This window comes from Bradyrhizobium sp. WSM471 (assembly GCF_000244915.1).
Lineage (GTDB): Bacteria > Pseudomonadota > Alphaproteobacteria > Rhizobiales > Xanthobacteraceae > Bradyrhizobium.
Genome location: NZ_CM001442.1, coordinates 3,406,084 through 3,418,061, shown reverse-complemented (window position 1 = coordinate 3,418,061; position 11,978 = coordinate 3,406,084). Strand labels below are relative to the sequence as shown.

The following is an 11,978-nucleotide window of genomic DNA, read 5'->3' as shown; positions in this document are numbered from 1 at the left end:
TGTCTCCAATCCAAAGCGGCACGATATTTCCGGTCAGAGCAAGACCGCTCCCCGAATTCAGGAGGACGACAATGTCTGGACTGCACCACGTGACCGCGATCGCGGGCGACCCCATCAGGAATTTCGGCTTTTACACCCGGGATCTCGGCCTGCGCTTCGTCAAGAAGACGGTCAATTTCGACGATCCCGGCACCTATCACTTCTACTACGGCGACGAGACCGGCCGCCCCGGCACCATCCTGACCTTCTTTCCCTGGGCCGGCGTGCCGGCCGGGCGCCGCGGCGTCGGCGAGACGCACCAGACCGCCTTCCGCGTGCCGCAACGCTCGCTCGGCTATTGGACGCAGCGCTTCGTCGAGAAGGGCATCGCCTACGAGGCGCTGGAGAAGCGCTTTGGCGAGTCCGTGCTGCCGTTCACAGACCCTGATGGCATGGCCCTCGCGCTCGTCGGCATTCCCGGTGCCGAGAGCGAGCCCGGCTGGAGCAACGGCGACGTTCCCGCCGAACATGCGATCCGCGGCTTCCACGGCGTGACCTTGTTGCTCGACAGCGCGGCAAAAACGGCTGCCGTCCTCACCGACGTGTTCGGCTTCAAGGAGATGGCGCGCGAAGGCTCCGTGATCCGCTTCAAGGCACCGGGCGATGTCGAAGGCAGCGTCGTCGACATCTACGAGGCCAAGGGCTTTTTGCGCGGGCACCAAGGTGGCGGCTCCGTGCATCACATCGCCTTCCGCGCGGTCGACGACGCCGAGCAGGGCAAGATGGCGCAAAGGCTCGTGAGCAATCACGGCCTGCACCCGACCGAACAGCGGGACCGCAACTACTTCCGCTCGATCTACTTCCGCGAGCCCGGCGGCGTGCTGTTCGAGATCGCGACCGATATCCCCGGCTTCGCCGTCGACGAGCCCGTCGCGACGCTGGGACGCGACCTCAAGCTGCCGAGCTTCCTCGAAGCGCAGCGCAAGCAGATCGAGGCTGTGTTGCCGAATTTGGCAGAGAGCGTGTCATGACCGAGAGTTCATTCGTCCATCGTTTCGAGCCCGCGACCAGCGCGGGCTCCCCTCCACTCCTGCTGCTGCACGGCACCGGTGGCGACGAGAACGATCTGCTCGGGCTCGGCAGGATGATCTCGCCCGGCTCGGCCCTGCTCTCGCCGCGCGGCCGCGTGCTCGAGCACGGCATGCCGCGTTTCTTCCGCCGCCTTGCCGAGGGCGTGTTCGACGAGGACGACGTGCGCCGCCGCGCGCACGAACTCGGCGACTTCGTCGCGGAGGCACGGCATCGATATGGCCTCGCCGCGCCGGTTGCGGTCGGCTTCTCCAACGGTGCCAACATCGCGGCCGCGCTGTTGCTGCTGGAGCCGGATGCGCTGGCAGGCGCGATCCTGCTCCGCGCGATGGTGCCGCTGTCGGATCCGCCGAAGGCTGAGCTCGGCGGCAAGCCCGTCCTGCTTCTGTCGGGGCAGGCTGATCCGATCGTTCCGGGGAGCAATTCGGGGAAGCTCGCCTCGCTGTTGTCGGAAGCCGGAGCCCGGGTCGAACACAAGGTCCTGCCGGCGGGCCATCAATTGTCGCAAGCCGATGTGACGCTCGCCCGCGACTGGATCGGCAAATTCGCCGTCGAAGTCGTCTGATCCCGAAAAAGCGGCGCATCGTTTTCGAGCGGTGCGCCGCGGCTTCACTCGAACCAGCCGCGGCGCTTGAACCAGATCAGCGGCAGCACGCCGCTGGCAATGATGGCGAGCCACGCCAGCGGATAGCCGAACGTCCAGTCCAGTTCCGGCATGTGCTTGAAGTTCATGCCCCAGATGCCGACCATGATCGTAGGCGGCACGCCGACGACCGAGACGATGGTCAGGATCTTGAACAGCTCGTTCTGCTGGATGTTGATGAAGCCGAGCACGGCATCGAGCAGAAGCTGGATCTTGTCCGACAATCGCGTCTCATAATCGCCGAGCGAAGCGACATCCTTGGAGACGGCCTCGAGGCGCTTCTTCGACGCGGCGGTGATCCATTCACCCCCGACATCGCCGGCGAATGAAGCGATGCGGCCGACGCCAAGCAGGACATCGCGCGCCTTGGCGAGCCGATCGGCCAGCTCTCCGATGTTCTCCAGCGCCTCGCGCATCCGCCGGCTGGAGCGAACCGGCCGCTTGGTGCGGACGAGCCCACCTTTGAAGACGCCCCGCGAGAGCCTGTCGACCTTGGCGCCGAGATGCTCAAGGACATCGGCCCCGCGGTCGACCATGGCCTCGACCAGGCTGGCGAACACGCACATGCCGTTCTCCAGGCTGTCATCGGAGCCGATACGCTTGCCGATGTCGTCGAAGATCGGCAGCTGCGCGAAGCGCACCGTCACCAGCACGCGCGGGCCGATGACGAATCCCACCGGCGTGATCTCGGCCTCGTTGTCCTCGTTGAGCCGAACCGCCGGCGAGCTGAGATAGAGCGTGCCGTTGTCGAGGATCAGGCGGCTCGACGCTTCGATCTCGCTGAGCGAATCCTCGGACGGAACGCGGATCCCGAGCAATCGTTCGACGAACTGCTTTTCTTCCGCGGTCGCGTCCAAAAGATCAGCCCAGATGATCTCGGACGGCATCTCCGCGCCGATCTTCTGCCATTCGTCGGATGGCCACCTGTACAGTTTGAGCAAGAACCGAACTCCGCATACCCTCGCGCCGGATCGCACGGCCTGCGGCCATCCTGCGCCGAGCTAACGCATGGGGGTTCCGAACGTTCAAAGTCGGGGGAGCATCGGGCCGGCGCAATCAACCAGGCGGGCGCGGCCTTCCTCGATGATGCCATCATGCCAGTGTTTTGCCCGACGCATCAACGGCATCGCCGCAAACCATCTGATCGCGTGACGCGCAAGCCATTGAAATGACTACCCCCGGCTACTGTGCATGGGGTTGTTTTTCAGGTTTTTGTTTGGACCGGTCTCGTGACGATCTCTTCCGTTGGAGAGATCGTCACCGAAATCGCGCAATCGACCCAGCAGCCCCCTACTCCCACGCCCACGTCGAGAAATCGTTCTCGTACTGGGGCACGTCCTTCCAGACGCCCTTCAGCTTCTTGTTGGTGATGGTGATCAGCTGCGGCTGGTACAAATAGCCGGAGACCGCGTCGGTGGCCAGCATGCGCTGGGCATCGCCGAGAAGCTTGGCACGGGCGGCTTCATCCGGCGTCGACACGATCTGCTTGTAGAGCGCGTTGAACGCCGCGTTGTTGTAGCCGAGATAGTAGTCCTGTTCGGTGATCTTGACGAGATCGAACGGCTCGACATGGCTGACGATGGTGAGGTCGAAATTGTGCGGACCGTTGCCGGCGAACACCTGCGACAGCCATTGCGCCCATTCGACGTTCTCGATCTTGGCGATGATGCCGACCTTGGCGAGCTGGGCCGCGAGGATCTCGCCGCCCTGCCGCGCATAAGGCGGGGGCGGCAGCTTCAGCGACAGTTCGAGCGGCGTGGTGACACCGGCTTCGGCCAGCAGCTTCTTGGCCTTCTCGGGGTCGTAGGGGTTAATGCCTGTCGTGTCGACATAGCCGAGTGCGGTCGGGACGTAGAAGCTGCCGATCGGCGTGCCGAAACCGTCGACCGCGCCGTCGATCATCGCCTTGCGATCGATCGCGGCAAGGATCGCACGGCGGACGCGGACATCGTCGAGCGGCTTCTTGCGGTGGTTGATGGCGACGATGGTCTTGGCGCGGGAGCCGCCGACCAGGACGTTGAAGCGCGGATCGGCCTTGAACTGCGCGATGGTGCGCTGGGCTGAGACGCGCGGAAAAGCATCGACGTCGCCCGACAGCAGCGCGGCCGTCTGCGCCGACGGATCGGAGATGAAGCGGATCGTCACCTTCGACAGCTTGATCGCTGCGGCGTTGCGATAGTCGGCCCATTTGGTCAGAGTCATCGAGGAGCCCTTGGCCCAGGCGCCCAACTGATAGGGCCCGGTCCCAACCGGCTGCGTGATATTGGTGGCAGCGCTCTTCGGCTCGACGATCGAGCCGCTCGCCTGCCCCAGCAGGAACGGCAGGTTAGGCTCTGAATTCTTCAGGGTGATCACGACCGTGTCGGCATCGGGCGCATCGACCTTCTCGAAGCCTTGGAAGAGGCTTTTGTCCTTGTTGGTGCTGCTGGCGACGGCATTGCGCTCGAACGAGAACTTCACGGCGGCCGAGTCGAACGGCTCGCCATTGTGGAATTTGACTCCCTTGCGCAGCTTGAACGTATAGGTCTTCAGATCGGGCGAGGCCGTCCAGCTCTCCGCCAGCAATGGCGAGGTCGAGCCGTCCTCGTTGATCTTGGTCAGCGTCTCGTAGATGTTGTAGAGCGTGACCTCGGCGATCGCGGCGGCGGCCGCGTTGGTGGGATCGAGCCCCGGCGGCTCCAGCGTCATCGCCATGACGACGCTGTCCTTCTTGCTCTGCGCCAGCACCGGCAACGGCGCCAAGGCAAGCGTGGCGGCGAATGCGACAATCGATAGTTTCCTGAACATGCGTAACTCCCCGGCCTTCATCTCGTCCCAGCCTACGCCAATTCCGCCCCGGACACTAACCTTCCGCGGGCAACTGCGGCAACGCCATCACGGCTTCCGCCTTGTGGCAGGCGGCCAGATGCGTCTCGCCCACCTTGCGTAGCTCAGGCAGAACCTCGCGGCAATGCTGGTCAGCGAGCGCGCATCGCGAGGCATAGGGGCACCCGGTCGCGACCACCGATTGCGAGGCGATTGCCTGGGCCCCGCGCCGCCGCCGGCCGCCGCCGGCGCGCACCCGCGGCACGGCATCCAGTAGCGCTCGCGTATAGGGATGGGCGCAGCTCTCGAACAGATCCTCGGGACGGCCCTGCTCGACGATGCGGCCGAGATACATCACCGCGACCTCGTCGCAGAGATAGTCGACGACGGCCAGATCGTGGCTGATCAGGACGTAACTCAGGCCGAACTGTTCCTGGAGGTCCTGCATCAGGTTCAAGACTTGCGCCTGCACGGAGACGTCGAGCGCGGAGACCGGCTCGTCGGCGACGATCAGCTTCGGCTGGGTGATCAGCGCGCGCGCGATGGCGATGCGCTGGCGCTGGCCGCCGGAGAATTCGTGCGGATATTTCTCCATGTCGGCATCGCGCAGGCCCACCTGCCGCAGCACCGCGGAGACGCGGGCACGAAGCGTCGTGCGATCAATCCCCTCCAATACGGTCAGCGGTTCGGCAACGATACGCGCGATGGTCTGGCGTGGATCCAGCGATCCGTAGGGATCCTGGAACACCATCTGGAAATCGCGGCGGGCTCGGCGCAGCTCGTCAGCGGAGATGCGGTTGAGGTCGCGGCCGAGCAGCGCGACCTGCCCCGATGTCGGCCGCTCCAGCGCCATCACCACGCGCGCGAAGGTCGACTTGCCGGAGCCGGATTCGCCGACGATACCGAGGCTCTTGCCGGCGTCGACCCGCACGCTGACACCGTTGAGCGCACGCACCTGCCCCGGCGGGCGGAACACGCTTTCGCGCGGCAGCGTGTAGCGCTGCTCGAGATCCTTCACGTCGAGAAGAGGCGCCGTGCTCATGCGGTCAGCGCTCCGACGCGTTCGGCCATGGACACGTCGGTCCGGATGCAGCGCACGAAATGGCCCGGTCCGACGTCCACCATCGGTGGAAGCGCGGCCCGGCACTGCTCGATCACGAGCGGGCACCGATCGGCGAAGGTGCAACCGGAAGGCAGATCGGCGAGCTCCGGCACCGTGCCGGATATCGTCGTCAGCCGCGTCCCCTTGCGCGCGCCGAGCTTCGGTCGGGCGCGGAACAGGCCCTGCGTGTAGGGATGGCCCATCCGGCGGAACACCTCGTCGGTCGGTCCGCTCTCGATGATCGTGCCGCCGTACATCACCATCATGCGTTGCACGTTCTCGGCGATGACGCCGAGATCGTGCGAGATCAGGATCATGGACATGCCGCGCTCCTCGACGAGATCGGCGATGAGGTCGAGGATCTGGCCCTGGATAGTGACGTCGAGCGCCGTGGTCGGCTCGTCCGCGATCAGAAGGTCCGGCTCGCAGGCGAGCGCCATCGCAATCGTGACGCGCTGACGCTGGCCGCCGGAAAACTGGTGCGGATAGGCGTCGACACGCCTGGCCGGATCAGGCAGCCCGACGCGCTCGAGCAAGGCGATCGCTTCCTTGCGCGCCTGCGATGCCGAATATTTCCTGTGACGCCGCAGCGGCTCGGCGACCTGGTGGCCGATCGTGTGCATCGGGTTGAGCGCGGTCATCGGCTCCTGGAAGATCATGCTGATGCGATTGCCGCGCAGCCGACAATAGTCCGCGTCCGACAATCCGGCGAGCTCGCCGCCATCCAGCTTGATGCTGCCGATGACGGACGCGCTGTCCGGCAGCAGCCCCATCAGCGACAACGCGGTGACCGACTTGCCGCAGCCGGATTCACCGACGAGCCCGAGCGTCTCGCCGCGCTTCAGGGCAAAGCTGACGCCGCGCACGGCCTGTGCCGGCCCGCGGCTGGTATTGAGGCGCACGCCGAGATTTTCGACCTCGATCAACGGCATGGTCGAGCGCTCGCCCATCGTCATCGCTCCCGCGCCAGTCGTGGATCGAGCAGATCGCGCAACCCGTCGCCGAGCAGATTGAGACCGAGCACCGCGATCGCGATCGCAGCACCCGGATAGACCGCGAGCATCGGCGACTGGAACAGCAGTGTCTGCGCGTCATTCAACATCCGTCCCCAGGACGGCTGCGGCGGCTGCGTGCCGAGACCGAGATAGGACAAGGCGGCCTCGGCAAGGATCGCGAGCGCAAACTGGATCGTCGCCTGCACGATCAGGATCGACAGGATGTTGGGCAGCACGTGCTCGATGGTGATGCGAAACTTGCCCTTCCCCGCCGCGCGCGCGGCCAGCACGAATTCGCGCGCCCAGATCGCATTGGCCGAGCCGCGCGTCAGCCGGATCAGCGTCGGGATCTGGAAGATGCCGATGGCGACGATCGAGGTCACCATGCCCGGCCCAACGACCGCGGCGAGCATGATGGCGGAGAGCACGGCCGGAAAGGCGAAGGTGAAATCGGAGAAGCGCATGATGATCTCTTCGGTCCAGCCGCGCTTGGCCGACGCGATCAGGCCGAGACAGACGCCGAAGGTGAGGCCGATGCTGACCGCGATGATGCCGACCATGATGGTGGAGCGGGCGCCGGCGAGGAGCAGCGAGACGATGTCGCGGCCGAAGACGTCGGTGCCGAGCCAGTGCGCGGCCGAGGGGGGCCGGAGCTTTGACGCGATGTCGATCTCATAAGGCGACCAGGGCGTCCACAGCAGCGACAGCAGCGCCGAGGCGAGAACCAGCAGGCTCAGCGCGCCGCCGAGCACGAAGCTGCGATGATGCAGCGCGCGGCGCCAGAAGGTCCGGGCCGGCAGAGGGCGCGCGATGGCCGGCGCGTCGACCAGGGTGGTCAGCGGCGCGCTCACAGGTCGTGAACCTTGATGCGGGGATCGACGAAGGCATAGAGCACGTCGACCACGAAATTGACGATGACGACCATAGTCGCGAGCAGCATTACGCAGTTGCGCACCACGATGAGGTCGCGGTTGGCGATCGACTGAAAAATCAGGCGGCCGAGGCCCGGCAGATAGAACACGTTCTCGATCACGATGGTGCCGGCGAGCAGATTGGCGAATTGCAGGCCCATCACCGTCATCACGGGGATCATGGCGTTGCGCAGCACGTGACGCCACAGCACCTCGCGCTTGCCGAGGCCCTTTGCGCGCGCCGTGCGGACGAAGTCTTCACGCAGCACTTCCAGCACGGCCGAGCGCGTGACGCGTGCGAGGATCGCGGCCTGCACCACCGCGAGCGACACCGCCGGCATCAGCAGCGACTTGATTCCGAGCCAGATGCCGTCCTCCCAACCGGGGAAACCGCCCGCGGACAGCCATTGCAGCCGCACCGAAAACAACAGCACCAGCAGGATCGCGAACCAGAAATTCGGCAGCGCGATGCCCACCTGCGTCAGCGACATCACGCCGACGTCGCCGAGCTTGTTGTGGTTGGCGGCGGTGTAGATGCCGGCCGACAGCGCCAGCGTCACGGTGATCAGCATGGACATCATCGCGAGCGGAATGGTCAGCACCAGCCGCTCCGCAATCAGGCTTGCGACCGGCGTGCCGTAGACATAGGAATTGCCGAGATCGCCGACGAGCAGCCCCTTGATCCACTGCAGATAGCGAACCGCCAGCGGCTGGTCGAGCCCGAGCTTGACGGTGAGCGCACGCACCGCGTCGGCCGAGGCATCGGCGCCCATCAGCATCTGCGCGGCGTTGCCCGGGAGAGCATCCAACACCAGGAAAATGATCACGGACGCGCCGACCAGGGTCGCCAGCAAGGTCAGCAGACGTCGGAGGACAAATACGCTCATGCGCTCACGAGCTCCGACGTCGTCCTGGCGAAAGCCAGGACGACACCGACGGGATTGCGGGCGTCATGCCGCATTGGGACAAATACGTTCATGCGCGCTCGGATTCAGGGCTCATTCGCAGCACGATCAACATGTCCGGGCACCGGAGGCAAGTGCTTTGCAAACAAGTCCTTTGCAGCATGTGCCTCACCTCAGCCGGGCCAGCGGGACAGAAGGCCCTGCGACGCCTCGAACAGCGCGCTCACGCGCAGCAAGTCAGCATCGCTGCGGAAGCGGCCTACGAGTTGCAAGCCGATCGGCAGGCCGTCGCGGCCGAAGCCGCAGGGCAGACTGATCGCGGGGTGTCCGGTCATGTTGAACGGCATGGTCCAGGGGAACCAGTGCGGCCGGATGCTGTCGAAATGCGCCCCGTCGATCTCGATGGTGCCGAACAGGTCCTGCTTGATCGGCAGCGCCGTACGGGTGATGGTCGGCGTGGCCAAGAGATGCCCGCGCGCAAGCAGGGATTGCACCCGGCGGAACAGCGCCGTACGCGCGAACATCGCCTCCTGATAGGCGACGCCGCTGACGTCGGTGGCAAGCGCGAGCTGCTTGAGGAAGGCCTCGCTCAGCTGGTCCCCATGTTCGGCCGCGAGTTTGGCAAAGCGCGTGCGCCAGACCGTGTGGTTGATGGCGCGCCAGATCGGCTCGATGTCGAACCCCTCGCCCGAAAACTCCTCGAGCTCGGCACCCAGGCCCGTGAGTCGATCGAGACTCGCCTTGAAGCTGGCTGCGACGTCGGCAGAGACAGGGCGTCCGGGCGGCGACAGACAATACAGGATTTTCTGCCCACGCAGATCGCCGCGCGGGGCGGCCGTGCCGATGAAGTCCGGCACGGGAACGCCGATCGACCAGGGATCGCAAGGATCCTCGCCGGCCATCGCCTGCATCATCAGCGCGGTGTCGGCGACGGTCCGCGTCATCGGCGTGACATAAGTCTGGTTGCCGAACACGTCCAGCGCCTGGCTGTGCGGGATGACGCCGTTGCCCTGCTTCAAACCCACCACACCATTGCAGGCGGCGGGAATTCGCGTCGAGCCGCCGCCATCAGTCGCGATCGCAAGCGGTCCGATGCCGCTCGCCACGGCCACCGCCGCGCCGCCGCTGGAGCCGCCCGACGAGCGCTCGGCGCTCCACGCATTGCGGGTGCGGCCGAACAGCGGCGAGTCGGTCAAGCATTTGCTGCCGAATTCCGGCGTGGTGGTCTTGCCGATCAGGATGGCGCCTTCCGCACGGAGCCGCGCAACCGCGACGGCATCCTCGTCCGGAACATTGTCCTTGTAAGGAATGGCGCCGAAACTGGTCTTCACGCCCCTGGTGTTGACGATGTCCTTGACGGTGACGGGGATGCCGTGCAGCAGGCCGAGCGGCTCGCCGGCCATCAGCTTGCGCTCGGCCTCGCGCGCGGCGGCAAGCGCCTCGTCGCCGCAGATCGTGATGAAGCAGTTCAGCTCGGGCTGGAGCGCCTCGGCACGGGCGAGCACCGCACGGGTGAGCTCGACGGGCGAGATCTGCTTTGTCGCGATGAGGCCGCGCAGCATGGTTGCGGATAGCAGGCAAGGATCGCCGTTCATCGTCACATCGCTCCGAAGCCGGCCGCCGTTGGCCGATAGCATTGACAGCGAGGATGACAGTTTTGTTAACTCGGCGTCCAATACGATTTTGCACACCAACCCATACGTTTTCGGTATGCCAATGGATCTTCGCCGGCTCCGCTATTTCGTCGCCGTCGCCGAGGCGCACAGTGTCGGCAAGGCTGCCGAGCGGCTGCGGATGGCGCAGCCGCCGCTCTCGGTCCAGATCCGCAAGCTGGAGGCCGAGGTCGGCGCGCCGCTGTTCCGCCGTGGCACGCGCGGCATGGATTTGACCGAAGCGGGCCAGGCGCTGCTGGCGCGCGCCGGCGAGGCGCTGGCGCTGGCAGCCGACGGCATCGAAGCCGCGCGCGCGGTCGCGGCCGGCAGCCGTGGTCGGCTGTCCGTCGGCTACATGTTCGTGCTGGCGAACGCGATGCTGCCGCGTCTCATCCCGGAGTTGCGGCGATCCATTCCCGGCGTCGATCTCGATTTCGCCGAGCTCAGTGCCACGACGCGCGAGCCGCGTCTGCTCGACCGCAGCGTCACCGCCGCGCTGTGCATGCCAGCCATCAACCATCCCGAGATTCAGGTGGCCCGAATCGGCGCGCAGCCGTTCATGCTGGCGGTGCCAAACCGTTCGCCGCTTGCGCGCCTGAGCGCGGTGCCAATGACACGACTACAGGGCCGTCCGCTGATCGCGCTGCCGCCGCCGGAGCGGGACCCCTCCTCCTCCGCAGTCGCGGCCCTGCTGCGGCGGCATCAGATCGTGATGCCGATTGCGAGCCGGGTGGAGACGGTGCATTCGGCGATGAGCCTGGTTCTCGCCGGTGAAGGCCTGGCCATCCTGCCCGCCTGCGCCCAGCTCGGCGCGCCGCGCGGGGTCGTATTCCGGCCGCTGCGGGATGCGACCGATTCCATCGACATCGCGGTCTGCTGGCGGCGCGACTCCCAGAGTCCGCTGATCCGCACCTTCCTGAAATGTGCCGAGAAGGCGGTCGCGCGGATGTGACGCGGCCTACGAGCTCCAACTAATCTCGTGGCTCCAGGGCGGATCGGCGCCCGGGCGGGTGCAGGTCAGCCCGGCGCAGTTGGCGGCAAAGGTCAGCGCGCGGCGAAGCTCGTCTGCGCCGATATCCTTCAGTTGCTGTCGGGCGAGACGTCCCTGCTTGTGCAGGGCGAACAACAACGCCGCCTGAAAACTGTCACCTGCGCCGATGGTGTCGGCGACCACGACTTTGGGGGCGGCGACCTCGATCTGCCCTGCCCCCGCATGCCACGCGATCGCACCGTTGTCCCCACGGGTGATGACGACGAGGCTCGCGCCGCGTGCGAGCAGCGTGCTCGCTCGCTGGTGATACGGCTCGTCGGCGAACAGATAGGCAAAATCGACGTCCGACATCTTGATGAGATCGGCGCTGGCCGCAAACTCGGTCATGCGGGCGAGATAAGCCGGCCTGTCCTTCACGAGGTTGGGCCGGCAGTTCGGATCAAAGGAGATCGTCGAGGACGCTCGTGCGCCCGCGATCAGGGCCCTGGTCTCGGTCGCGCCCTGGTCATTGACGAGCGTGGTCGAGCCGACATGGAGCGCTTCGACGGTCGCGAATGGAATGGAGCCGCGCCGGTAGGTCCAATTCCGCGTCGCGGTCTCGGCGTCGTAGAAGGCGTAATGCGACTCGCCGGCGACGATGCGAACGAAGGCGAGCGTGGTCTGGTGTTCGCTGCGGGTGGCGAGCGCGAGCTCGACATTGGAGGCAGCGGCGTGGTCGGCGATCATGCGCCCGAACATGTCCGTCGAGATCCCACCGACAAAGCCGGTCGGCGCGCCGAGCCGCGCCATGCCGATTGCGACGTTGAGGCAGGAGCCGCCGACCGCCGGCATCACCGCTTCGCGCCCGTCGGTGTTCCGCGTCGGGACGAAATCGATCAGCGCGTCGCCGCAGGAAATCAACATCCG

11 protein-coding genes are annotated in these 11,978 nt (G+C 66.0%); 3 read left to right on the top strand and 8 right to left on the bottom strand.

Going from position 1 to position 11,978, the window contains the following annotated elements:
* Positions 1-71 precede the first annotated feature (71 nt).
* Positions 72-1,010 carry a ring-cleaving dioxygenase gene (locus tag BRA471DRAFT_RS14875; RefSeq protein WP_007608483.1) on the top strand — a complete coding sequence of 313 codons (939 nt, stop codon included), beginning with the start codon at positions 72-74 and terminating at the stop codon, positions 1,008-1,010.
* A complete protein-coding gene (locus tag BRA471DRAFT_RS14870) occupies positions 1,007-1,633 on the top strand; it encodes an alpha/beta hydrolase (RefSeq protein ID WP_007608481.1) in 627 nt (208 codons plus the stop codon). Before BRA471DRAFT_RS14875 ends, BRA471DRAFT_RS14870 begins: the two co-directional genes overlap by 4 nt.
* 44 nt (positions 1,634-1,677) lie before the next feature.
* On the opposite strand, the gene BRA471DRAFT_RS14865 is transcribed toward BRA471DRAFT_RS14870, so the two are convergent.
* From BRA471DRAFT_RS14865 to BRA471DRAFT_RS14835, 7 genes are all read right to left on the bottom strand, one after another.
* Entirely contained in the window at positions 1,678-2,652 is a 975-nt protein-coding gene (locus BRA471DRAFT_RS14865; RefSeq protein WP_007608479.1) for a magnesium transporter CorA family protein, read from the bottom strand.
* Positions 2,653-3,001: 349 nt separating this feature from the next.
* The gene (locus tag BRA471DRAFT_RS14860) at positions 3,002-4,498 is read right to left on the bottom strand and encodes an ABC transporter substrate-binding protein (protein WP_007608478.1); all 1,497 of its coding nucleotides are present in this window, start codon (positions 4,496-4,498) and stop codon (positions 3,002-3,004) included.
* Positions 4,499-4,553: 55 nt separating this feature from the next.
* Positions 4,554-5,558: an ABC transporter ATP-binding protein gene (locus tag BRA471DRAFT_RS14855; protein WP_007608477.1), complete on the bottom strand. Its 1,005-nt coding sequence runs from the start codon at positions 5,556-5,558 to the stop codon at positions 4,554-4,556.
* Complete coding sequence (locus BRA471DRAFT_RS14850) at positions 5,555-6,568, bottom strand: ABC transporter ATP-binding protein (RefSeq protein ID WP_007608476.1); 1,014 nt, start codon at positions 6,566-6,568, stop codon at positions 5,555-5,557. Before BRA471DRAFT_RS14850 ends, BRA471DRAFT_RS14855 begins: the two co-directional genes overlap by 4 nt.
* Before the next feature lie 2 nt (positions 6,569-6,570).
* On the bottom strand, positions 6,571-7,464 hold the full coding sequence (locus tag BRA471DRAFT_RS14845; protein ID WP_007608475.1) for an ABC transporter permease: 894 nt from the start codon (positions 7,462-7,464) through the stop codon (positions 6,571-6,573).
* Positions 7,461-8,411 carry an ABC transporter permease gene (locus BRA471DRAFT_RS14840; RefSeq protein WP_007608474.1) on the bottom strand — a complete coding sequence of 317 codons (951 nt, stop codon included), beginning with the start codon at positions 8,409-8,411 and terminating at the stop codon, positions 7,461-7,463. The genes BRA471DRAFT_RS14845 and BRA471DRAFT_RS14840 overlap by 4 nt, the downstream gene beginning before the upstream one ends.
* Before the next feature lie 191 nt (positions 8,412-8,602).
* A complete protein-coding gene (locus BRA471DRAFT_RS14835; RefSeq protein ID WP_007608473.1) occupies positions 8,603-10,024 on the bottom strand; it encodes an amidase in 1,422 nt (473 codons plus the stop codon).
* A 121-nt stretch (positions 10,025-10,145) separates the two neighbouring features.
* Between BRA471DRAFT_RS14835 and BRA471DRAFT_RS14830 the strand changes: the two genes are divergently transcribed.
* Positions 10,146-11,033, top strand: coding sequence for a LysR family transcriptional regulator (locus BRA471DRAFT_RS14830; RefSeq protein WP_007608472.1), 888 nt, complete (start codon positions 10,146-10,148; stop codon positions 11,031-11,033).
* 6 nt (positions 11,034-11,039) lie between these two features.
* On the opposite strand, the gene BRA471DRAFT_RS14825 is transcribed toward BRA471DRAFT_RS14830, so the two are convergent.
* Positions 11,040-11,975 (bottom strand): carbohydrate kinase, encoded by a 936-nt coding sequence (locus BRA471DRAFT_RS14825; protein WP_007608471.1) that lies wholly within the window; start codon positions 11,973-11,975, stop codon positions 11,040-11,042.
* Between the last annotated feature and the right edge of the window lie 3 nt (positions 11,976-11,978).